Source organism: Streptomyces wuyuanensis (genome assembly GCF_900103455.1).
GTDB classification, from domain to species: Bacteria; Actinomycetota; Actinomycetes; order Streptomycetales; family Streptomycetaceae; genus Streptomyces; species Streptomyces wuyuanensis.
Genome location: NZ_FNHI01000033.1, coordinates 34,740 through 57,091 on the forward strand (window position 1 = coordinate 34,740; position 22,352 = coordinate 57,091).

Consider the following 22,352-nt stretch of genomic DNA (forward strand, 5'->3'; position numbering starts at 1 on the left):
CTGCGCGTAAGGGGCTGGGAGCCGGCCTGATCGCAGCCGGAGTCGCCACGATCCCGTTCAGAGGCTGAGCACGAGCTTGCCGCGGACCTGGCCGGTCCTGCTGATCAGCTGCGCTTCTGCGGCCTTCTCCAGGGGCAGGACGTCCTGGACCTCGACGCGGACTGCTCCTGAGTCGATGAGCTGCCCGATGCGGCGCAGCGCCTCGCCGTCCGGAGCGACGATGACGCGCCGCCCCGTGATACCCGGCACGCGGTACGTCTCGTCGATCGGTTCCGGCAGGGTGATGAGCACGCCGCCCGGACGCAACAGCCGCCACGACTCCTGCTGCGTGCGGCCGCCGACGGTGTCGATGACGACGTCGACCGGTTCGATGTCGAGCGGGTGGTCTTCCGTGCGATCCAGGGGCTCGTCGACGCCGAGCCGGCGCAGAAAGCCGAGATTGCGCGGCGAGGCGGTGGCCGCGACACGCGCCCCGCAAGCCTTGGCGAGCTGAACGGCGAAGTGACCGACCCCGCCCGCGCCACCGTGAACCAGGACGCGCTGACCCGCGGTCACCTGGGCGGCGACGAGCGACTGCCAGGCGGTCAGGGCCGCCAGCGGGACGGCCGCCGCCTGGGCGAACGACAGCTCGACGGGCTTGGGGGCCACGGCGGAGACCGGCAGCACGGCGAACTCCTGATAGGCGCCGGCGTACGGCAGGGGCAGCATGCCGCACACCTCGTCACCGACAGCCGGGCCGTCGGCCGCCGTCGTCGCGACGACCGTCCCCGCCACATCCCAGCCCATGCCCAGGGGGAAGGGGCGGTCCGTGCCGACCGCTCCCTCACGGAACTTCCAGTCGACGGGGTTCACCCCGGCGGCCCGCACCTTGATCAGGAGCTGCCCGTCCGCGAGGGCCGGTACCGGCTGCTCGGTCAGTTCCAGGACGCTTTCGTCGCCGTGGCGGGAGAAGGTTACTGCTCGCATGACCGGTGCTCCAGGGGGCGGGAACGAGCCGACACCGCTGGCGGCGACGGCCGTGCGCGGTGCGCACTGAGCTCAACCGTGGACCGGGGGGACCCTGCCGGCCAGTACCCCGTCAGTACCCCCCTTTCGCGGTGAGGAGGGGGTACTGACGAGATTCAGGGCAGCGTGCTCCGGGCAGGGCATACTGACGCTGGAGGCGCGGGGCAGACGGCGTCCCACTGTGCCGAGAGGATCCGGGGAGCCGTGAAGCAGCCACGTGAGCTGGGCAGATTTCTTCGTTCACGGCGATCGCACGTGACGCCTGAGGCCGCGGGCGTTCCGGCGCTGGGCCGGCGGCGGGTGCCGGGACTCCGCCGCGAGGAGGTGGCGGGACTCGCGGGAGTGAGCACCGTCTACTACACGCGCCTGGAGCAGGGGCGAGCGACCAATCCCTCGGACGCCGTGCTGGATGCCTTGGCCCGTGTACTGCGGCTGGACGCGACCGAGCGGGCCCATCTGCACGACTTGGCGCACCCTCCGCAGCGTCGGCCGGCACAGTCGCCCCCCGGGGCCCGGAGGGTCCGTGCGGACGTCCGTCGGCTGCTGGATGCGGTGGGTGCCGTGCCCGCCTACGTCCTCGACCCCGGGATGGACGTTCTCGCCGCCAACGAGCTTGCTCTGGCCCTGGTCCCCGGCCTGGCCGGTGCGCCGGCAGGCGGACCGAACCTCGCCCGTCACATCTTCCTGGACACGGCGGCACGCAGCCTGTACCCGCAGTGGGATCAGGTCGCCCGTCAGACCATCGGCTACCTGCGATTCTCCGCCGCGCGTCACGCGCACCATTCCCGTCTGGGGCACCTCGTCGCCGAGCTCAGTGCGCACAGCCCCGAGTTCCGTATCCTGTGGGCGGCCCAGGACGTCCGGGAGAAGACGTACGGCACCAAGAGCTTCAACCACCCCCTGGCCGGGAGGTTCGACCTCGCGTACGAAACCCTCTCCCTCCCCGGCGACGAGGGCCAGTCGCTGGTCGTCTTCACGGCTGTCCACGGCACTGCGGAGAGCGCGTTGAAGCGGCTGAGCGGTTCGCCGATGGCATGCCCCCAGCGGTAAGAGGCTTTCAGGGCTGTCCCGTAACTGCTGGTCACGGGTGAGATGATCTTGCCGTGTCTGGTGTGATCACGGCGTCGGAGCCCTCCTGGATTGCCCCGTTCACCGGGCTGAGCTCGCGCCAGTTCGGGAAGCTGATCACCGCGCTTGGGCGCGAGGGTGCGGACCCGGTGCGCAAGGGCCGTCCCTGGAGCCTGCCGCTGGAGGCCGCGTGCTCTTGGTCGCCGCGTACTGGCGGACGAACCTGACCCTGCGCCAACTGGCCCCGCTGTTCGGGGTGTCCGAGTCGGCCGCCGACAGCATCTTCGACCACCTCGGCACTGCGCTCGCGCTCCAGCAGCGCAAGCGGTTCCGCAAGGACACCGTGCTGATCGTGGACGGCACCCTGGCTCCCACCCGCGACCACGGCATCGCCGCGCAGTCGAAGAACTAGAGGTGGTAGTCCGCCAACCGCCAGGTCGTCATCGACGCCGACAATCGGCTCGTCGTCGCCGTCGGCCGACCAGTCGCGGGCAACCGCAACGACTGCAAGGCGTGGGAGCAGTCCGGCGCGAAAGACGCCGTTGGCAAGGCCACGGTCGTCGCCGACGGCGGTACCGCGGCACCGGCCCGGTCATCCCGCACCGCCGTGCGAGAGGCCAGGCCGACCTCCCGGCCTGGAAGGAAGAACACAACGCCTCTCACCGCAAGGTCCGTGCCCGCGTGGAGCACGTCTTCGGGCGGATGAAGGGCTGGAAGATCCTTCGCGACTGTCGGCTGAAAGGCGACGGCGTCCACCATGCCATGCTCGGCATCGCCCGCCTGCACACCTCGTCCTTTTCGGGTTACGCAGAAACCAGCAGACCAACAGGCACGTCAGAGATCATTTACGGGACAGCCCTCAGGGATCCGATGATCGCCCTCACCACCCTTACCGAACTGTGCCCACCCCCCGCCGCTGCACCCCCCGCCCCTGACTGGTCCGAGGTCGAGAACACCCTGGGCACGCGCCTGCCTCAGGACTACAAGCAGCTCGTCACCACCTACGGCCCCGGACAGTTCTGCGACTTCCTCACCCTGTACCAGCCCCGTACCCCCAGCGAGTGGGCTGATCTGACCGGCCCCATGCCGGCGCGACTGCGTACACAGATCGAAGAAGTCCGGCAGGCCGCCCGCCGACCCTGGCCGCTGCCGCACCCCCCTGAGGACCTCCTCGCCATGGGGGTCACCGGCAACGGCGACTACCTCTTCTGGGTCACCCAACCTTCCGGGGCACCGGACCACTGGACGATCGCCGTCAACGAGGCCTTGCGCGCCCCCTGGTTCACCTACAACGGGACCGTGACCGAGTTCCTCGTCGACGTGCTGAGCGCAACCGTGCGTATCCCGATGTTCCCCCAGACCTTCTCGACGGCGGCATCACCTTCACCCCGGCGCAACTCCACAGCACCGCACCGACCACAGCCCCCCGGGCATCTGTCAGCACCCACGCGATCCGGGAATGGGCGAGGGCCAACGGCTATGACCTCCCCGATCGCGGACGCATCCCCATCGAGATCCTTAAAGCCTGGGAACGAGTGAACCCTCACTGAACCTCCTTCGTCCTGAATAGTCGCCGGTCAGAAAGGGTGTGCACCGCTTGGACGGCGGTGCCGATGCGCTCGAGGATCCGAACCCCGTGGCGGAGTCTGATTCGGGAGACGGACGTGCTTCGGCGCCCGTGCTGCTGTGCAACGCGGGGGCCGAAGGGGTGCCGTCCTCACAGGCTCGGGTTACGGGATTCCGGTGGCTCTGGTCACCATGCTGTGATGACCGGCGCGTTGGTTCGTGCTGCCGCCAGGCCGCGTTGAGGTGCGAGCCGGTCCGCGGCGGCGATACCGCGCAGGGACGCGACCTTGCCGTGGCTGACTTCGAACGCCACGGCGCCCACGACTCGGTCGTCGACCACGGCGAGGACAACCGGGGAGCCGTTGACCAGCGCGATATGGATCGCGGCCGAGCCGCCGGCCAGCCGCCGTTTCACCGGCGTGGGCTTGAAGCCGGCCCGCTCGGCCGGCGGCGAATACGGAAGCATCCGGTCTGGGCCTACCTCACCCCGCTGGAGATCCGGCAGCGACACGAGCAGGGACACGCCCTCGCGGCGTAAGCATCGAGTGTCCAACATCACGGGGCAGATTCAGGGAGATGTGGCGAGCGCGATAGATTTGGCATGTTCCGGTAAGGGGTGGCGGACGGACGTGGCCGTCCGCCCGTGCTGGGGGCCTGCACGGCTCCGAGGGATGGGGGCTGTGCCATGACGGCTGATCAGTTCGAGACTGCCTCGAGACCTAATGCAGACAGGACACCGAAGCGGCGGGGCAAACTCGTCGCCGTGCTCATCGCAGTAGTGGCCATCGTGGTCATCGCCGTGGGCGGGTGGGCCGGGTGGTCCTTCCTCATGCCCATGTACCAGGGGCGAGACGACCCGTACACCGTGCTGCCCCGAAGCGAGGCCCTCCTCAGCAGTGGCGACCAGGACGTCGGCAGACTGAACCGCGTCGTGAGCAAGCAGACCGACCTTCACCTGTCCGAGAGCAGTTGGACGCGGTGGACCTCGAACGACGTGGGCGCCAACGTCCAGCTGGACGTGAAGTACGAGCTGCACACTGCGACTCCCCGCGCCTCGGGGCAGGCGGCCGCCGCGGCCTGGCTGGACGGCCGGATCGCCCATGCCGAGCGCCGTCTCGTAAGAGATACCAAGGTTCGTGACATCGGGGACGAGGCGGTGGAGGTCGGGGTGCCGTCAGGGTATGAGGTGTCCGTCCGCGCCGGGAACACGACGATCACAGTCGATTACTCCGTCAACGGGACGGAGGGCACCAAGGAAGAGGAGCAGGTCCAGAAGACGGCCCGCCGGTTGGCCGCGCTCGCCGTCGAGCACATCGAGAAGGCGAACCCCGGGGCAGCGTGACGACTCACCCCGCCTTGCCACAACGGCCACCCCTGCCGGAACACGCGTCCATGCTGCAGCGGCACATGCTCCGAGAATCTGCTTCAGACGTCGGGCTGACGACGTGTGGGCTGCCCGCGCCGCCCTTGGCGTACACGAAGGCAACCGAGTCGGGTGTGCGTTGTCCGCCGATGCGACCCCCGCCCCTGCCCTGCCCGTACCCCCCGGCGCTCTCCGCCGATGATCGAGAAGGAGACAGAGAATTGGACGCGAGCCCGAACACGCCTCCTCAGAGTCCGTACACGGAGCCGCCTCGGCGCAGACCGGTGACGATTGTCCTCGCAGCGGTCCTGATGGTGCCTGTCTTCGCGACGTGGCTGACAGCCGGGATCGCCTGGATGGTCGTCACGTACCGGATGGAGGGCGACGGGCTCGGCAAGGGCCTCTTCTGGATCCTCGCCGTCCTGATCCTGCTGCTGTGCCTGTTCCTGGGGTACATGAGCGCGACGGGTGCCATGGGGGCCTGGCGCGGAAAGGACGCCAGGCTGATCATTCCGGCGCGGTTCACCGCGTTCCTGTTCGTCATCGCGCTGATCAACCTGGTGGTCAACGGAAGGATCAGCTACTCACCGACGCAGATCGTTCCGTTGGTGGTCGGGGCCTTGGCGATCCTCGCCGACTCCATGGTGCGCTCGAAGAGCGCACTGGCCTGGCTGGCCCAGGGCGCCCGACGCTGAGCGACCCTACGCTACTGGCTCCCGCCCGGTGCGCCGGGTTTGCCGAGCGGGAGCATGCGAACGACCGACAAAGCCACCGTGTTCCCCTTGGATCGAACTGGCCGTTCACAACAACAGCTGCACTGTGGCCTTCCCCGTTCTCAGCTTGACGTTTAACCCCGCAGGTCACTCGACCTGCTGATCTGCGGTTCTTTCCGGGACAGCGGAGGCGGCGTTCTCCACGCTTCGAGATGTCGAGTCACGAAGCAAACGAGACAACGGCCGCTGCCTATGAGTCTGTCTGTCGACGCACCCGCAGGCGAGGCGTTGGACGTGTTGCCTCGCTTTCGGGTCGAGTTCCCCGGCTTGTGCACCTGGAAGAAGGACGGCGCTGGAGACCCACGACGGGGTCGCCCGTGACGAGCGGCTGGGACGCCGGTTCGGCGACGTGCTGCCCGTGCCGAGGGAGAAGCGACGGAGGTGTTGATGCGCCAGGTGCTCCGGAGTTCCCCGCGTCCACGCAGCGCACGCACCGTCGCTGAGATCGGGTGCGGTCTCCTCCTCGTCTCCCAACTGTCCTGCAGACGGAGCTCGCGCCGGGTGCCCGGCGGCGAGATCGTCTGGGCCGAGGCGGACCTCGCCCCCGCGTAGGCGCCCCACCGCGCGCTGCCGGCCGGCGCCGGGCCGTGAGGACCGTCCCAGGCGCGCGTGAAGGGTCGCTCCGGTCGGACGGCGGCGACGCCCGGACACCTCGCGGGAGCGGTCTCAGCGCAGGCGGAACACCGGCCCGCGGGGTGTGAACGGGAGCGAGGCCCCTTCCGGGACGAGGTAGGCGTGTTCGGGCCGTACACGGAGCACGTCGCAGTGGCCGTCCGTGATGACGAGGACGGGCGCCGTCGCGGGGAAGTCCTCCGCGCGACGGAGGAGGTCGATCCCCGGCTGGAGGACGGTGCCCCCGCGCCCACGCACCCGCACCCGGCCCGCGATCTCCGCCGGCGGCAGGTATCCGGCGTCGTACGCGGCGGCGTCGCAGAAGACCACCCGGGCCGCCGGGACGTCGCGGGCCTCGGCGTACGAGGCGATGGCGCCGAGCGCCTTGCCGAGCAGCCGCGCGTTCATGGAACCGGACGTGTCCAGGACGACGCCGAAGGTGCACCGGGCGACCTGCTCGGGCGGGAAACAGCGTCCGGCGCGGGGGATGCCGGGTGTGGAGGCCTGGCGGCGTGCGGGCCGCGCGAAGCTGCGCACGGGCTCCGGGCGCGGCACGAACTCGTCGAACCAGCGGGCCAGTCGGGCGTCCCAGGGAACCGGCGGATGGGCCAGTGCCCTGATCTCCTGGACCAGCCCGGCGGGCAGCAGGCCCCGTTCGCCGCCGAGGTGTAGATCGAGCCCCTGGACGAGGCCGCGCCGATAGAACTCGTCGAGATCGACCCAGTCGCCCGGGCGTCCGCCGAGCGGTTCGCCGAGGATGTCGCCGACGCCCTTGCCGCGGAGGGTGGCGAGGCGCCGGACGCGGCGGGCGTCCGTGACGATCCGGTCGTACACCTCCTCCGCAGACAGCCCTTTCAACGCCGGGTCGTACAGGAGCCCTTCGGGCATGGAGCCGACCGCCATCTCCACGAGCCAGCCGTTGATGACGTAGTCGGCGGCCACGTTGAACAGGTACGGGTCGCGGGCGCCGCGTCGGTCACCGTGGCGCAGGGCGGCGTGCAGCATCTCGTGGGCGAGGACGAAGCGCCATTCCTCGTCCTCGTAGCGGCGCAGCGGGTTGACGTAGATCTCTCCGAGCGTGGCGTCCACGGCGGCGACGGCGATGCCGTGGGCGCGGGCCAGTTCGGCGTCCGCGACGAGCTTCATGCCCGCCGCGATGCCGCCGAGCAGCGGGTAGGAGGAGATGAACCAGCTGAGCGCGCGGACCCAGGGCCGTGCGGGGTGCCGTTCGCCGGTGAGCGTGTCGCGCCGGCCGCCTGCGACGTCCATGGCGGCGGACACGGTGCGGGTCAGCGCATGGGCGAACGCGAGCTGCCAGTCGGCCGGGGTGTGCCACCGCGACCACGGCACCAGGATCTGGTCGGCGCCGTCGCCGCCCGTGCCGCAGTGCACGTAGGCGGCCGGGACGCCGTTGCGGCGCCAGCGGGCGGTGAGCTGCTCCTCGTCGCCGTCGGGGTACGAGGCCGGGAGGTTCTCGGGGGCACGGCCGACGGGGTAGGTGAGCAGGAAGCGGTTGACGACGGCGCAGCGGGCGGCGAGTTCGGGCCGGTCCGGCTGAGGGCGGTCGCCCTTCGCGGCGGGGACGTGGCCGAAGCCGAGATGGATGAGGCAGTGGGCGACGGCCCACGCCCACTCGGCCGGCTCGGCACGGCGGTCGGGGTGGACGTGGATCCGGCCGTTGGAGTCGACGGCGGCCAGTCCGTGGCGCGGGCTCAGACCGCAGTCGCGGCTGCGGCAGACATCGGCCTCCAGCGCGGCGAGGGCCGGGTTGCGCCGGACGAGGGCCAGCCCGGCGAGGAACGCCTCGGTGGCGGCGTCGTTCCGCGCCTTCTTCTTCCCGTGCGTCGCGTGATTGGTCGCCCGGCTCACCGGCGGGCCTCAACCAGCCGCGGCATGTCGCGGGCGGCCTCGACGAGGAACCAGGCGGGCAGCACGGGCTGCCCGTCCTCGTCGTCGCGGATGACGGTCTGGGCGACCTCTACGGAGATCTCGGCGAGCTGGACGAGCAGCGCCTTGGCGCGGTGCGCGGTCTGCCGCAGCGCGGGCGGGATCTGCTCCTTGACGGCGGGAAGTTCCTTCACGAGGCGCCCCCGGAACGCGTCGGCGAGGTAGTACAGCAGGTCGCGGTCCTCGATCCGGCGGGGCCAGGGAGCGTCGCCCTTGATGATGGCGTCGATGCCGTACGCGTGCCGCACGATCTTGACGTAGCCGCAGAAGGACACGGCGTGCGCCGGCGTGAGCGTGCCGTGGGCGACGATCCTGAGGGTGTCCTCGTCCAGCGTCGGCCCGAAGGAGTGCAGCGCGTCGGAGAGCATGTGCCAGGAACGGGGAGTGGAGAACGGCTCCTCGGTCTTCGGCGGCTGCGACCAGAGGTGGTCGGGCCGGTCGCCGAGGTAGTCCACGACCCATGGGTGGACGCCGTTGTCGCCCGCCCACACGAGCCAGTCGGTGGCGGAGGCGCGCAGATGGACATGCGTGAGCCGGTTGACCAGCGCGGAAGCGATGGGCCTGGCCAGCGCGTTGTCGGTGGCGCGGTTGCCGGCGCCGATGACGACGGACCCGGCGGGAAGCTGGTACGTGCCGATGCGCCGGTCGAGGATCAGGGAGTAGAACGCCTTCTGCACATCGGGAGTGGCGGCGTTCAGCTCGTCGAGGAAGAGGCAGTAGGGCTCGTCCCGGGCGATGGCCTCGGGCGGGCAGAAGACGGATCTGCCGTCGCGGATCTGCGGTACGCCGATGAGGTCCTCGGGGGCCAGCTGGGTGCCGAGGAGACTGACACACTCGAGGCCCAGCAACTCGGCGAAGTTCCGTACGAGGGACGACTTGCCGATGCCGGGGGCGCCCCACAGGAAGACGGGCCGCACGGTGGCGAGGCCGAGCAGCAACTCGGGGACACGGGCGGGCGTGACGGTGACGGCTGCCTGCAAGCTGACGACTCCTGAGAACGGGCGATGTCCGGTGCGCCCGGACTGTTCGATGCGTCCGAACAGTCTGGGCGTCCCGGACCCCGCCACGCAGCCGATTTATCGCCGGGTGCGGTGGTGTGCCCGGTGCGGTACGGCCCGGCGCCGGGGCGCGCGACCGGCGCCCGGTCTGCGGACGACCGCCGACCCGCTTTCCGTCGGATCCTGCCGCCGGCGTCCGCAGCGCCGACGCCGAGCCGGCTGGCCTGCGTCCATTCGGCGAACCACCAGGCACCCGTCACCACACCCGACCACAGGAGCCCGGCCGGCACCGCGGAGGTCCACGATGCCTTCTCCGCCCACCTCTCCACGGCCGCCCCGTGCCGCTGGCTCCGACTGGACGACGGAGCAAGGCACTTGGCCGTCATCACCGCCGAGTCCGGCAGCCTTCTCGAACACACCCCGGCGACCTGGCCGCCGCCCTGGTGCACGACCCGGCCAGCGACCAGGCCTGGCTCACCGGAATACTGGCCGACTGGTTCAACCGGCGATGTGCCGAGGCACCGCAGGGCCTGGAGCTCGGGTGGATTACCGCAGCCGTAGCCTGGCCTGTCACCTGCGCGCCCTGGCCGGCTACCCGCCGCCCTCCGTACTCACCCGGAGCCTGGAACGAGCCAGCGAAAACGATGAGGCCACCGCCGACCTTGTGGTCGACACCGCGCTGCAGATCACCAACCTCCTTGACCGGCTTGAGCGCGCCTACCGCCCGCGCGCCGAACTGATCGAGGACTGGCACGCTGTGGAGACCCTGTCCGCAGACGTTCCCGTGCTCAGGGCAATGGCCGACTGGCTGCTCGACCAGATCGCCTTGAGCGGCGCCCCCGCCCAGCGGCTACGGGCCGTCCTCGAGCCGGACCTCAACGACTACCTGTGCGATCGGCGGGCCGAAAGCCCCCTGCGGGGGAGCACCGTCCCCGCCCTCGACGCGCAGCGCGCCGCGCACTTGGCCCAGGCTCGTGAGACCGTCCGCGCCTACACCGCCGCCGCGCACTCAGGGCGCGAGCAGGAAGCGCAGCAACTCCTCGATGCCTTCCCGGCCCCGGCCCGCACCCTCGCCACCAGCGGCCCGGCCGCCGCCTGGCGGACCATTCGGCGACTGCGACCGACGCCGTCGAGGCTCTTGCATCGCAGCGCGCCGCGACCATTAGAGGTCCGTCCCACGCGCCAGGCGTGTTCGCTCAGCACCACGGTGGAAGCGGTGGCCAGCCAGATCGCCCATTGGACGGGGCTGAGGGGGACGGTGTCGAGGATGCCAGGGGCGATAAGGGCTTGGACGGCGACGTCCTGGAGGGTGAGGACGGCGGCGGGACAGATCCACCGGGTGCGGTTGTGTAGCTGGTGGCGGCCGAGGACGGGGTCCTTCCTCGCTGCGCGCGGCGAGGGTGTTGAAGAGCTGGTAGAGGACGAAGGTGGTGGAGGCCATGGTGGCGGCGGTCGCAGCGTCGGTGAGGTGCCCGGCGATGGCGAAGACGGCCACCGTGCTGGTGGCCATGACGGCGCCGGCGCGGGTGATCGCTGCCAGACGGCCGGCGTTCAGGATGCGCTCGGCGGGCAGTCCGGCCACGACGGTGGCGAGCAGGGTGAGGATGGCGCCGATGGCGGTGGACAGCTGGATGCGGACGAAGGTGATGATGTTGTCGTAGATGGAGCGGCATTCGCGCACGGTGCGGACGATGGCGGAGAAGTCGTCGTCGGTGAGGACCATGTCGGCGGCCTCTTGGGCCACGTCGGTGCCGGTGATGCCCATGGCGACGCCGATGTGGGCGGCACGCAGAGCGGCGGCGTCGTTGACGCCGTCACCGGTCATGGCCACGATGTGGCCGCGCTCGGACGGCGCGTGGACGATGGTGACCTTGTGCTCGGGCGCGACGCGGGTGAAGACGCCGATGTCCTTGATGCGGCCCGCCATCGCTCTCGCTCATCCGGGCCAATTCGGCGCCGGTGACAACATCCCCGCTGATGCCGAACTCACCGGCGATGGCGGCGGCGGTGTCGGCGTCCCCGCATTCCCACCACCCCTTCGTTCGGCCGGCTCGTTGTGGTGCCGGCGCCTTGGACGGTTGATGGGGCCGGGTAGCCCGAACCCCAAGGAGACCGCGCCGGCCTGAGCCTCTACCAGGTCGTCCGCTGGATGCAGTTACTCCTCATGGTCCGAACCGGCGCCTGCCCCATCTGTCACCGCAACATCCCCGCCCCAACCTGGCCGGTCCGCCCCTCGCCGCGTTGACATGCGCCTGTCGGCATGTTGCTATGAGGCGCTGCTCAGCCGGACCTGGCTCACATGGCATGCCGCTCGAGCACCGCATGGCGCCACTTGACGGGGGGTGGCGCCCCCGAACCAGAGCGAGGACCCATGCCGCAGCGCGCCGCGACCATCGTCGGCGGCGGGATCGGCGGGCTCGCGGCAGCCATCGCCCTCCATCGCCGGGGCTGGCGCGTCGAAGTGCTGGAACGGGCCCCGAAGTTCACTGAGATCGGAGCCGGCATCTCCCTGTGGCCGAACGCGCTGCACGCGCTCGAGGCGCTCGGCCTGGCCGACGCCGTCCGGGCACTCGGTACCGTCGAGGCCGCAGGCGGCGTACGCGACCGCCAGGGCCGCTGGCTGTCCCGCACGGACAACGCGGAGCTGGCAAGCCGCTTCGGCCATCCCCTGGTGGTCCTGCATCGCGCGGACCTGCTGCGGGCGCTCACCGAGGCCCTTCCCGGTGACAGTCTGCGGCCGGACAGTGAGGTGTCCGCGGTCCGCGACGGCGGCCGCTGCCCGGTCGTCGATCACCGCGGGGGCGAGTCCCGGCCCGATCTCGTGGTCGGCGCCGACGGGCTGCGCAGTGCGGTCCGCCGCACCCTGTGGCCCGACGCGGCCGGCCCCCGGTACGTCGGCTACACCGCCTGGCGCATGGTCACCGAGCCCCTCACCGACACGCCCGCCGAGGGCGCGGCGATCTGGGGCCGCGGGGCGAGGTTCGGCTACACGTCCCTACCGGGCGGGCGTATGTACTGCTTCGCGACCGCCTCACTCCCGGCGGGAGCGGCCTCCGGCCCGTCCGAGTACACAGAACTGCTGCACCGGTTCGAGCCCTGGCCGGATCCCGTCCCCGCCCTGCTGGCCGCAGTCCCCGCGGACACGGTGCTCCGACACGACCTGTACGACCTGCCACCGTTGCCCTCCTTCGTCCGTGGTCGGGTTGCGCTGCTGGGCGACGCGGCCCATGCCATGACCCCCAACCTGGGCCAGGGCGCATGCCAGGCACTGGAGGACGCGGTCACCCTCGCCCACTGCCTCGACGACACCCCGGACGTGGCCGCCGCGCTGCGCTCGTACGACCTGCTGCGCCGCCCGCGGACCCAGTCCATCGCGCGCCGCTCCGCCCGGCTGGGCGCAGTCGGCCAGTTGTCGTGGCCGCCCGCGGTGCTGCTGCGAGACACGGCCGCCCGGCTGATGCCCACGCGGGCGACGCTGCGTTCCATGACACCGGTGCTGGGCTGGACCGCGCCCGGTGACCGCTGACCGCGACGGAGAGCGAGAGCGACCGATGCCCGACTGGACGTATCACCCGCTGCGCGGCCTGGCCGCTGCCGTACTCGGTCGGCGCCGTTCGCAGCGAACCGCACTGCGGCTGCTGGCCTCGATCGGCTCCCGTCCCGCCGGCGCGCGGCTGATCGCCCGGGGGTTCGGCCACCGCCATCCGCCCAAGGGGCTCGCCGGCGACATCGCCGGGGTTCCCGTGACCGTCCGTCTCGGCATATCCGTCCCGCCCTCGCTCGCCCGCGAAGTGGTACGCGCCATGCCCCCGCTCGGGGCTGGTGTCGTCGAGGTGGCGCCCGTCTCGGCCGCCGACGCCGACACCGTACGTGAGGCCGCTGCCGGCCGTTCGATCCCGCTCGTTGTCCGCGCCTGCGACCCGGAGGCCGAGGCCGCCCTCAAACCCTATGTCGACGGGTTCACGAGCAGCGACGACCCGCACGTGGTCCACGTGTCCGACCCATCGGTCACCACCGCGTCCGCCGCGCTCGAGGAGCCGGGCGCCGTCGTGCTCGCCCGGCCCCGGGTGCTCGTCGCGGCCGGACCCGGCTGGTTCCAGCGGGTCACCGAGGCAGCCACGCCCACCGCGCCCGCTCCGGGGCTGCGGGACGTCGGCCGCGATCCACGCCGTTGGCCCACCTGGTGGTGGGCGCTACTGGTCGGGCTCGGTATGACGGGCGCCGGACTCGGCGCCGCGGCGATCACGCTCGGGCCGGTCCTGCTCTGGTACGACCGCGAGTACCTCCGCATGACGGTGCACGAACTGCATGCCGCCAACCCCCACCTCGTGCACTTCCTCCAGCACGACCGGATCACCATGGCCGGCACGATGGTAGCGATCGGCGCCCTCTACACCGGCCTCGCCTTGGGCGGGATCAGACGCGGCTGGCCCTGGGCCCGCGAGGTGTATCTGCTCTCGGGGGCGATCGGCTTTCCCACCGTGTTCTACTTTCTGGCCACCGGCTTCGTGGAACCCCTGCACACGGCCACCACCATCGTCCTGTTCCCGATGTTCGTGGCCGCGGTCCGTCGGACCCCGCCTGCGCCGCGGTGGCGCCCGGCGCACGAGGGACCGGAGCCGGAACGCCGGCGGTCGCTGGTCGGCCAGCTGCTGCTGATCGGCACGGGAGCGGGGCTGTTCGTCGGCGGAGCGGTGATCTCGGTCGTCGGTCTGACCGGTGTCTTCGTGCCGACCGACCTGGCCTTCCTCGGCGCCAGCACGCAGATGCTGGAATCCGTGAACCCCCGGCTCGTGCCGTTCGTCGCCCACGACCGGGCAGGGTTCGGCGGCGCCCTGATGGCCGCCGCGGTGGCCATCATCCTGCTCAGCGCGTGGGGTTGGCGGCGGGGGGAGGCCTGGGTGTTCTGGACCCTGGCCGCGGCGGCGGTCGCCGGCTTCCTGCCGGCTGTCGTGGTGCACGCCGCGATCCACTACACCGACTTCATCCACCTCGCGCCGGTCTACTTCGGCATCGCCATGACCGGCATCGGTCTGCTGCTCGCGCGTCCGTACCTCTGTGCCAAGGCGCCGGCGAGGCCGAAGGACTGACGGGCCGCACCTCCGCATTGCCCTGCCCTGGGCCGACGTGCTCGCCTGGTCGCAACGCCACCACCCCCAGCAGACCGACGAGACTCCGCTCGGGCGCGCAAGGCGCTGCACGACCGGCTGCGCCGCAGCCTCGGGGACGACAGGGCCGAGCAGCTCGTCTTCGACAGCGGCTGTGCGCGCCGCGAGTGCGTCCGCCTCCTTCAGGCTGAACTCGGCGTCGGCGACTCGGCTGGAAGCAGTCGCCCGCGGTGATCTTCTTGCCCTGTGAGGGGCTCCCCTCAGGAGCGGCCACTGACGGCCTTCCGACCGCCGACCACTACCAGTAGCACGGCGCGGTCCCGCCTGCGCTGGTCGGTTGCCCTGCGGCAGCGTCCTTTGCTTGACGGTGACAGGGGAAGCGGGGTGTACTCACGGTTCTTCAGTGATCTTGTATGGGTGGGGTGGCCATGGGGTGGGGGCAGAGACGTCCGTGGTACGGACGCAGAGCGGCACTGGCGTGCGTGACAAGCATGCTGTTCGCGGCGGGTTGCGCGGGGGAGGCCAAGGAGCCCCGGGCGAATGAGAAGCCGGCACGCTCGGCTGCCCTGGCTGTCCCGGCTGCGGGCGGTAAGGCGCTCGGGCAGCAGGCTCTGCAGCGGGCGACGGTCACGGGGAAGGATCTGCCTGGGCGTGACTTTGATGCGCTGCTCGGACCGGCCCGGGCGGACAGCGCACCGGTCATGCCGGCGGTGTGCCGACCGGTCGCGGACGCGGTCGCTCTGGCCAGTCCACTTACGCCCAAGGCCCGGCTCAGGCAGGTGATGAGCGCCCTCGAGGGCGACCACGGGGGCTCCATGGCACTGGCCTCCTACACGCCGGACCAGGCCGCGGAAATCATCGCCACGCTGCGGACCGCGCTGCGTTCCTGCACGGCCTTCACCCCGGTGTACGGCTTCGCCTACGAGGGCGTCACTGCGCTGCCGGATCCCGGACTCGGCAATGAGTCGGTCTCCTTCCGACTGCTTCAACTGGTCTCCTTGGACGGTGAGGAACCGCTGAAGGTACCGGTCACGGTCACCGCAGTGCGGGTGGGCACGACCCTGGCGACTTTCCAGTCGGCGAACACAAGGCGCGACGGCCAGGCCGTCGTCCCGTCCGACGTCGTCTCCAAACAGGTCACCAAACTCACTGATGCGACCCCCTGACCGACCGCCGCAACAGTTGTCCGGTCTCAGGCCCGGCAGTCGCTTCCCGGGGCCGGCGGGTGCGCCTGCTGGTGGCCGGAGGGGCGGCCAGCGCGAGCGGGCCACCAACAGCGCGGTCCCCGGCGCGACCTCCCTGGGCCAGGTCCGCCGCACCCTCACGACGCGGCGTACCACCACCGACCAGCGCGGGCGCTCGGCGCGCGCGGCGCTGGCCCGCGCCGACGCCGTCACCGACAAGCTCAATGCCGAACTCCGCTTCCGTGAGCGCCTGCCCGACCACGCCCCGCACCGCCCCCACCACCGCGGGGCAATTCCCGACTGGGTCGCCGACTCCCACGCTCTCGTCCACCCCGCCACCCCCGGGGCACTGGGCCGGCCACCTCGCCGAGCGCCACCGCATCCTGGCCCGCTCGCTCGCCGACCGCGGCCACACCCTGGCCAACTTCCCGCCCGCCTGGGCCCGCCCCCTCGGGAACCCGCCGCCGACCAGCGCTCCTCGGCGCCGTCACGCGTGGGCCGCCACGGCTGCGCTGGTGGAACTGTGGCGCACCCGCCACATCATCACGGGTACCCCGGGGCTGGGTCCGCGCCCCAACGACCCGAACGACGCGGCGGCCTGGGACGGCCTGGCGCCCGGATGCGCGCCTTGACCGGACGGCGCCGCCCAGCCCACCTTGCGCCGTCCGACGCCCCCGCCTCCGTCATGATCGAGGCGGCCCTCGGCCACCTCGACACACCACCCCCCGGCGGCCCACTGCCCGACCATCCGGCCCTGCGCGACCCTTTTCGGTATCGCACCGCTGTCTCACGCAGCGCTGGATGCGTGCCTCGCGAGGCACGCCTGGCCGCCGCGCTCGCCGGCGAACCCCTGCCCGAAGCCTGGATGGAGGAGATCACCGCCCCCGGCGACGACGAGGACGAACAGCGCACCTGCACCCGGCTGCTGACCGCCATCGGCGACTACCGGCGCCGCCACCACCGTGCCGGCCCCGACGTCCTCGGCCCGCGCCCGGCGGGCCTGGAGGCAGGGGACTGGAACCACCTCACCGACGCGATCGACCTCTACACCCACGCCCGCATCCAGCGCCGCCTGGAACAGCTGCGAGCCCGTACCACCGCCGAACGCGCCACCCTCCTTCCGCCGACCTCACCGCTGCGACGGCAGCACCCGCCCGATACCGACCGGCCCGGCCACCGGCCCCCGATCCGGTGAACACGGTGCGCCGGATCCCCTCTTTGGGAGGATGTCCCGGGTGCCTTCGAGGACTGGTGCCGCAGGTACGTCGCTCTCTTGCCGAGGTAGCCCGTCATGACGCTGGTTGAGATGCTCCGGCCCGGTGGCCCTGCGAAGCGGCCACTGTTCCCGGACCAGGCCGAGGCGGTTCAGCGGGCGGTCAGGCAGCTGCGCAGGCGGGGTGTCGGCGTACCCCTGTGAGTGCTCCACCAAGTACGGAGATACGTGCACCAGCAGGGAGGCTGTGAGCCAGTCACGTCACCCTGCGGGTATGGCGGTGGCAGGGCTGATGGCGATTCTTGAAATCGGCCGGGGCCGCTCGCCGCCTCACTTGGTTGGTGCTTGAAGCGAGTGAGGACGGTGGGGAGCGAGGAGCACGTCTTGATCACTCATGGGTAGGCTCGGTCCATGAGCGGTGACTGGCGGACGGACCGGATCGGGGCTGCTCTGCGGGGCGAGAACCCGACCGTGTTGCGGCGACTTGCGTCCGGCTTCGCGGCGATCGGCGACGTTCAGTTCCTGCCCGGGTACTCGGTTCTCCTCGCGGACGAGCTGGGTGTTCAGCGGCTATCTGACCTGCCGAAGGCCAAGCGGCTGTCGTTTCTGTCCGACATGGACCAGCTGGGAGAAGCGGTTGAGCGGGCCTGTCGCCGGCTGGACACCGGCTTTCGCCGGGTCAATTTGGAGATCCTCGGCAACACGGCCCCGTTCCTTCATGCCCACGTCTGGCCGCGGTTCGAGTGGGAGCCTGCCGAGCTGGTGGGCAAGCCGGTGTGGCTGTATCCGGGTGACCGCTGGAGTGACGAGCGATTCAGGCTCGGCTCCCAGCACGATGTGCTGCGGGATGCGATCGGCAGCGAACTGGACCGGCTGGGCTCGATGGCCTGATGGTCTGGGCCCGCCGACCGTCAGGTCGGCGGGCCCGGTGATCAATCACGGTCAGTGGACGTCAGGGAGCCCGTCGCAGCGGGACGATGTCGGGGATGGCGGTGGGGACGGAGGGGCGGGCCGCTTAGGAAATCGGGCTGCGTCTCGATGGGCTGCCGGGCAGCATGGCGGAGTGTCTGATCTGCTGTGGGCTGACGTTGCGTACTTCTTCGACCCTGACCTGATGGGTGCGCTGCCCGACGCACGTGTCCCGGATGCCTCAGTCGAGGACTGGCAGGCACTCCTTGACCTTGTCGCTGAACGCGGCTGGAAGTACCAGTACTCCGAGGGCGAGACCGTGCTGCCAGTGCCCCCAGCGCAGACAGTGCTCTCCCGTCCAACCGACGCCGAGTGCCCCGAGCTACGGGTCTGGCCGTCAACCGATGTACTGGCGATCTTCCGTTTCCATGCAGCCGAGGAGATCGACTTCGATGTGGACCTGCGAGAGCTTCAGGGCCAGGAGCGGCTCGATGTCTTCTGCCGTTTCCTTCGCGACATCGGTCGACGGCTGGACAAGCCGGTACTGATGGATCCAGAGGGCGATTACGGCCATCCAGTGCTCGGATTCGATGTTGAAGCCGATCGCGTCGTACTTCTGGCTGAACCGCCGGTTATGTGAACGCCTGCCGCACTAGGTCCGGGAGGCTGCAGCCACGCAGGCAACGGTCCGCTACCTGGGGAAGTAGAACGAGCAGGTCTGGCGAACGCCTGAGCACAGGGTGGGGAGATTCAGATATCGCCATCAGGGCGATGAACCTCCAGGACGACTGCCGTGCCGGCCACGGTTCGGTCCTCGTGCATCGCGATCTGCTGGCCGGGCTGGAGGCGCGTCCAGTGGGAGGGAGTGAGGGGCACGAGTCGAACCGTGGCTCGCCCGCCGGGCTCCAGATAGGGCATGTCCTCAACCCAAAGCGCGGCGATGCTGACCGCACGCCCACCGGTGGGCGAGAGATGTCCGATGTCCCACATGGGTCGCAGAACGCCAGCGCCGGAGATTGCCGTGGTGCGTCGCGCCTCAGCGGCAGGACGGAGCGTCAGATCCGCCCGGATCACGCCATGACGAATCTCGGAGCACCGCCAATGGCACCAGGCCGCGCTCCGCTCAAGCCGGAGCTGATCAGCCGCGTCGGCGAGCTTCTCCCAAAACGCCAGCGGGAGCGAGCGACCGTCCCCAAGTTCCTCCAGCAGGCCCAGGGCGATCTCCCACTCGTCGTGGACGAGGTAGTCCCAGATGTCTCGCACCGTGATGTCGTTCTCGGTGGCGGTCTCTTCCGGAACAAGCAGAGAAGCTGATTCGAGCAGCTCAGGGACGTCCATGCGCTCATTGTCGACCAATGAACGATTAGGCTGCGCTGACAGCGGCCTGACCGGTGCGCCCGCCCCGTACCCGGCCGCGGCCGATGACGGGTGCCGCCGGAGCTGCTGGCGCTGGTCACCTACCACTGCCGCCAGATCAACGCCTACCTTGACCGCGCCCAGAGCCTGGGCAGCCACCATCAGGACTGCATGCGCGAGCGGCAGCGCCTGGTCCTGTACGCCCTGACCGACGCCCTCGCCCACAACCATCTCCTGGTCGGCACAATCGCCGCCTACCTCCAGCGCCAGGACCTCGACCCGGATCTCCTGCGCCGCCACCTGCAGTCTTCCGACCCCGACCGCTACATCACCCGCCACGCCGTCGAGCACCTCGCCGGCCTGACGGGCGCCGCCACACCTGAGCAACCCGCCGAACCGACGGGGACCGCGGTCGGCCGGTGGGTCGCCCGCGCCGCCCCCTGACGGCCTGGCCGCGCACCCGTTGTCACTTGCCCCGTCGCTGGATGGCCGGGGTGGGTGGCGAGCTGCCAGCTGGAAGGGCTCCCCGCTCCGGTTACAGGTCTGACGACGGGCGCGTTTCGGCGTCCTGGTCGGATGGGTGGGCTGGCCGACTGGAGGTGAGTTGTTCTTCCAGTGCGAGGAGTTGGCTGAGGCCGAGTTGCGGTGGCTGCCAGTTGGAGTTGGCGGCGTGGGTGAGGAAGCGGTCGTCGAGTGCGAGGTGATAGGTCTCGATGTAGTAGGGCAGGTCGGAGTACCAGAACCATGTCCCGTCGGTCTGGAGCGTCAGGGCGCCGATCGCGGTGCCGTCGCCGCGCAGTACATCGCAGGTGGTGGAAGGGGAAGCGGCCAGGATCGAACCGGCGCGCAGGTAGGCGGCCACCTGGGTTTCGTGGGGGCGTGGCTCGAGTCCGGCGGCGTCGTGGATGCTCGGCGCACCGGGATCGTCGGCCAGCAGTTCGCGGAAGTCGCCTACGAAGCGTGTCCCGCAGCACTGGACGGTTTGCTGGCGCACCGGTGCGGGGCAAGGCCCGGTAGCCCGGACAGCGGCCGAAGTGCTTCTGTCGGGGTGTTCGGGCCGGTGATGGTCGCTATGCCGTGGGAGATGAGCTCCGCGGGCCGGGGGAGGGCTTCGGTGGCCGCTGCGACAAGCTCGGCGGGCGGGTCTGCATCGGCCAGCAGCGCGGCCACATAGACCTTGGCGTCGCTGATACGGAGCGCGGGCACGCGCCGGCGCAGCAGCCGCAAGGCATCAACCCTGCCCTGCGCCAAAGCTGCGGCCCGTACCTCTTCGTGCAGCGCGTCGACCGGCCCGGGTGCGGCCTGTCTCTTGATCCGTGCGAGGTATTCGCGCTCCCAGGCTCCGGTCACCGCGTCCACTACCCCGATCTGGTGCAGACTGCCGTCGGCCTTGTCCACCAGATAGGGGCCGTTGCCCACCAGGGCATGACGATGGTCTCTCGTGCGCAGGTACTCGTCGGACTGCCAGGAGACGATCCAGCACAGATCATGCTCCTCGACATGGGCGACGGACACACCCACTGACCTGCCGTACACCGCCATCTCGTTGCGGTACTCGCGCTCGAGCTGCGCTGCGACCAGCTTGATGGCGAACTCACGCTCGATCATCCCGACAGCATCGGTCATCAAGCCCGCACCCACCAGCGAATTCTCACTCGGGTGCTCCTGGCTTGCTCAGCCGGCACAACAGAGCAACGTTATGGGTGGTCTTCTCCGCCTCGATGAACGCGTACACGTCGTTCATCGATCGCTCTCCTTCGCGAAGAAGACCGCCGCTTTTCGCAGCACCTCGATCGTCTCGGCCTGCTCACGGTTCTGCCTCCGCAGCCGACGCAGTTCCTCCCGCTCCGTGCTTGTGAGCTCGCCCGTCGCCCCCTGACCGCGGTCGATCGTATCCTGCTTGACCCAGTTGCGAAGTCCCTCGGCGCTGACCCCGATCTCCCGGGCCACCTCGGTGACGGTCTTGCCGGAGGACCGGACCAACGCGACCGCGTCGCGCGCTTGAACTCCTCCAAGTCCGGCCTGCTGCGGTTGCTCTTGCCTCCCACCTGGCACTACTTCCTCTGGAACCTCATGTCCCAGTCTCCAGGTGTCCAACAGCAAGGGGAAGCTTCAAGTACAGCATGTGCAGCAGATTGGACAGCGTGGTGATGGTGCCGACCGTCGAGCGCGAGCTGGGCGACCCGCGCCGCTGCTGAAGGGCCACGGCCGGCGGCAGCCCGGTGATTTCCTAAACGTGCGGTGCGCCGACCTGCTGCAACAGCCTTCGGGCGTAGGGTGCTACGGACTCGAAGTAGCGCCGCTGGGCCTTCGCGTAGAGCGTGCCGAACGCGAGCGAGGACTTGCCCGAACCGGAGACGCCGGTGAAGGCGACCAGCGCGTCCCGCGGAACGTCGACATCGATGTTCCGCAGGTTGTTCTCACCGGCGCCCTGGACATGCACGAAGGCGTCGGTCGCGTCCTTGTTCACCGTTTCTGATTACCTGATCGCGCCGGGAACCGCGCGACAGGCGCCGTCACCGGGCCCCGCTCCCAGGGAGCATCCGGGAGTGCTGACGTGCCACCGCGGGAGCGCGGCCTGCGGTGCCGGCCGGGGCGCGGAGCTGGTGCACGTGGTGGCGCACGCAACCCGTGTGGCCGGTGGTGGGGCAGGTCCTGCACGGGGGAGCACGAGGAGGTCTGACTGTATCGCCTGCGCCTGCTGGTGGTCATCAACCTGGTGTGGGCGCTGTCCATCCTCAACGACCGGGTGTTCGCTTCCGGATCCGCTCGACGTGCGACCGCGAGACGCCCGTCAGCGTGCCCTCACGGGCGAGGTATGCGCGTGCCGCAGCCACGCCCCGCTCCCATGCTGCCGCTCGGCCGCCGGCCTTGGGAGCGGGGCGTAGGCTCGGGCTCGGTGACTACGAGTGCGGCCAGCCGTTCACGCTGCGCCTCTGGCAGCTCGGCAACAGGTCTCGCGCTGCCGTACGAGCCACCGGCCGACGTCCGCGCCGTGCACGGTGACGCCGAGCAGGGCGCTGAGCCCGCCGACGAACATGGGCGCGTCGCCATGGACACGCTGGATCGGCTCACCCGGCGCGAACCACCGCGGGCCGGGGCGCTGGTGGATGCGCACCCGGTGGCCGGGGCCCGGAGGGCCCCGCCACCCGGCTGAACAGCGCGTCCCCCACCCGCTCGCGCACCCGCGGCGCGAGCCCGAGCCGTCCGGCCGTACGTTCCACACGTCCAGTGTGACGCGCCCCTGCGC

20 protein-coding genes and 5 pseudogenes are annotated in these 22,352 nt (G+C 70.5%); 14 read left to right on the forward strand and 11 right to left on the reverse strand.

Translation table 11 applies throughout. The features are described from left to right. Positions 1-57 precede the first annotated feature (57 nt). Complete coding sequence (locus BLT82_RS34225) at positions 58-966, reverse strand: NADP-dependent oxidoreductase (RefSeq protein ID WP_093662055.1); 909 nt, start codon at positions 964-966, stop codon at positions 58-60. Positions 967-1,260: 294 nt separating this feature from the next. On the opposite strand from BLT82_RS34225, the gene BLT82_RS34230 reads away from it, so the two are divergent. From BLT82_RS34230 to BLT82_RS38380, 4 genes and pseudogenes are all read left to right on the forward strand, one after another. Further along, positions 1,261-2,055: a helix-turn-helix transcriptional regulator gene (locus BLT82_RS34230; protein ID WP_244529875.1), complete on the forward strand. Its 795-nt coding sequence runs from the start codon at positions 1,261-1,263 to the stop codon at positions 2,053-2,055. Positions 2,056-2,108: 53 nt separating this feature from the next. Next, a pseudogene (locus BLT82_RS34235) lies at positions 2,109-2,877 on the forward strand (transposase); the annotation flags it as partial. Positions 2,878-2,943: 66 nt separating this feature from the next. Next, a pseudogene (locus tag BLT82_RS38375) lies at positions 2,944-3,273 on the forward strand (SMI1/KNR4 family protein); the annotation flags it as partial. 251 nt (positions 3,274-3,524) lie between these two features. Continuing rightward, the gene (locus BLT82_RS38380; protein WP_244529883.1) at positions 3,525-3,623 is read left to right on the forward strand and encodes an Lsr2 family DNA-binding protein; all 99 of its coding nucleotides are present in this window, start codon (positions 3,525-3,527) and stop codon (positions 3,621-3,623) included. Positions 3,624-3,826: 203 nt separating this feature from the next. Here the strand turns inward: BLT82_RS38380 and BLT82_RS34245 are convergent. Further along, positions 3,827-4,078: pseudogene (locus BLT82_RS34245) on the reverse strand (RNA polymerase subunit sigma-70); the annotation flags it as partial. 324 nt (positions 4,079-4,402) lie between these two features. Between BLT82_RS34245 and BLT82_RS34250 the strand changes: the two are divergent. Next, positions 4,403-4,981, forward strand: a complete 579-nt coding sequence (locus tag BLT82_RS34250; RefSeq protein WP_093662057.1) for a hypothetical protein — start codon at positions 4,403-4,405, stop codon at positions 4,979-4,981. 305 nt (positions 4,982-5,286) lie between these two features. Next, positions 5,287-5,697 carry a hypothetical protein gene (locus tag BLT82_RS34255; protein ID WP_093662059.1) on the forward strand — a complete coding sequence of 137 codons (411 nt, stop codon included), beginning with the start codon at positions 5,287-5,289 and terminating at the stop codon, positions 5,695-5,697. 744 nt (positions 5,698-6,441) lie between these two features. On the opposite strand, the gene BLT82_RS34260 is transcribed toward BLT82_RS34255, so the two are convergent. The 3 genes from BLT82_RS34260 to BLT82_RS34275 all read right to left on the reverse strand — a co-directional run bounded on the left by BLT82_RS34260 (position 6,442) and on the right by BLT82_RS34275 (position 11,259). After that, on the reverse strand, positions 6,442-8,256 hold the full coding sequence (locus BLT82_RS34260; protein WP_093662061.1) for a vWA domain-containing protein: 1,815 nt from the start codon (positions 8,254-8,256) through the stop codon (positions 6,442-6,444). Further along, positions 8,253-9,314, reverse strand: coding sequence for an ATP-binding protein (locus tag BLT82_RS34265; RefSeq protein ID WP_093662063.1), 1,062 nt, complete (start codon positions 9,312-9,314; stop codon positions 8,253-8,255). Before BLT82_RS34265 ends, BLT82_RS34260 begins: the two co-directional genes overlap by 4 nt. A 1,180-nt stretch (positions 9,315-10,494) precedes the next feature. Further along, a complete protein-coding gene (locus tag BLT82_RS34275; RefSeq protein WP_143041578.1) occupies positions 10,495-11,259 on the reverse strand; it encodes an HAD-IC family P-type ATPase in 765 nt (254 codons plus the stop codon). Positions 11,260-11,703: 444 nt separating this feature from the next. Between BLT82_RS34275 and BLT82_RS34280 the strand changes: the two genes are divergently transcribed. From BLT82_RS34280 to BLT82_RS34305, 7 genes are all read left to right on the forward strand, one after another. Then, positions 11,704-12,858 carry an FAD-dependent monooxygenase gene (locus tag BLT82_RS34280; protein ID WP_093662065.1) on the forward strand — a complete coding sequence of 385 codons (1,155 nt, stop codon included), beginning with the start codon at positions 11,704-11,706 and terminating at the stop codon, positions 12,856-12,858. A 25-nt stretch (positions 12,859-12,883) separates the two neighbouring features. Further along, entirely contained in the window at positions 12,884-14,422 is a 1,539-nt protein-coding gene (locus tag BLT82_RS34285) for a hypothetical protein (protein ID WP_093662067.1), read from the forward strand. 800 nt (positions 14,423-15,222) lie between these two features. Further along, positions 15,223-15,606, forward strand: a complete 384-nt coding sequence (locus tag BLT82_RS37440; RefSeq protein ID WP_093662069.1) for a hypothetical protein — start codon at positions 15,223-15,225, stop codon at positions 15,604-15,606. 242 nt (positions 15,607-15,848) lie between these two features. Beyond that, on the forward strand, positions 15,849-16,256 hold the full coding sequence (locus tag BLT82_RS38385) for a hypothetical protein (protein ID WP_244529876.1): 408 nt from the start codon (positions 15,849-15,851) through the stop codon (positions 16,254-16,256). A gap of 173 nt (positions 16,257-16,429) precedes the next feature. Beyond that, the gene (locus tag BLT82_RS38390) at positions 16,430-16,819 is read left to right on the forward strand and encodes a hypothetical protein (RefSeq protein WP_244529877.1); all 390 of its coding nucleotides are present in this window, start codon (positions 16,430-16,432) and stop codon (positions 16,817-16,819) included. Between the two features lie 429 nt (positions 16,820-17,248). Then, positions 17,249-17,728, forward strand: coding sequence for a diadenosine tetraphosphate hydrolase (locus BLT82_RS34300; protein WP_093662071.1), 480 nt, complete (start codon positions 17,249-17,251; stop codon positions 17,726-17,728). A gap of 172 nt (positions 17,729-17,900) precedes the next feature. Beyond that, positions 17,901-18,386 (forward strand): hypothetical protein, encoded by a 486-nt coding sequence (locus BLT82_RS34305; RefSeq protein WP_093662073.1) that lies wholly within the window; start codon positions 17,901-17,903, stop codon positions 18,384-18,386. A gap of 110 nt (positions 18,387-18,496) precedes the next feature. Here BLT82_RS34305 and BLT82_RS34310 read toward each other — a convergent pair whose 3' ends face one another. Continuing rightward, positions 18,497-19,084: a hypothetical protein gene (locus BLT82_RS34310; RefSeq protein ID WP_093662075.1), complete on the reverse strand. Its 588-nt coding sequence runs from the start codon at positions 19,082-19,084 to the stop codon at positions 18,497-18,499. Between the two features lie 90 nt (positions 19,085-19,174). Here BLT82_RS34310 and BLT82_RS34315 point away from each other — a divergent pair, with 90 nt between their 5' ends. After that, on the forward strand, positions 19,175-19,546 hold the full coding sequence (locus BLT82_RS34315) for a hypothetical protein (RefSeq protein WP_244529879.1): 372 nt from the start codon (positions 19,175-19,177) through the stop codon (positions 19,544-19,546). 91 nt (positions 19,547-19,637) lie between these two features. Here BLT82_RS34315 and BLT82_RS34320 read toward each other — a convergent pair whose 3' ends face one another. From BLT82_RS34320 to BLT82_RS38395, 5 genes and pseudogenes are all read right to left on the reverse strand, one after another. Further along, the gene (locus BLT82_RS34320) at positions 19,638-20,096 is read right to left on the reverse strand and encodes a hypothetical protein (RefSeq protein ID WP_143041580.1); all 459 of its coding nucleotides are present in this window, start codon (positions 20,094-20,096) and stop codon (positions 19,638-19,640) included. Further along, positions 20,054-20,710, reverse strand: a complete 657-nt coding sequence (locus tag BLT82_RS34325) for a YrhB domain-containing protein (protein ID WP_167746162.1) — start codon at positions 20,708-20,710, stop codon at positions 20,054-20,056. The genes BLT82_RS34320 and BLT82_RS34325 overlap by 43 nt, the downstream gene beginning before the upstream one ends. Positions 20,711-20,842: 132 nt before the next feature. After that, positions 20,843-21,157 carry a transposase gene (locus BLT82_RS34330; RefSeq protein WP_280142516.1) on the reverse strand — a complete coding sequence of 105 codons (315 nt, stop codon included), beginning with the start codon at positions 21,155-21,157 and terminating at the stop codon, positions 20,843-20,845. A gap of 61 nt (positions 21,158-21,218) precedes the next feature. Continuing rightward, a pseudogene (locus tag BLT82_RS34335) lies at positions 21,219-21,572 on the reverse strand (ABC transporter); the annotation flags it as partial. A gap of 525 nt (positions 21,573-22,097) precedes the next feature. Then, positions 22,098-22,326, reverse strand: a pseudogene (locus BLT82_RS38395) (oxygenase MpaB family protein); the annotation flags it as partial. Positions 22,327-22,352: the final 26 nt, after the last annotated feature.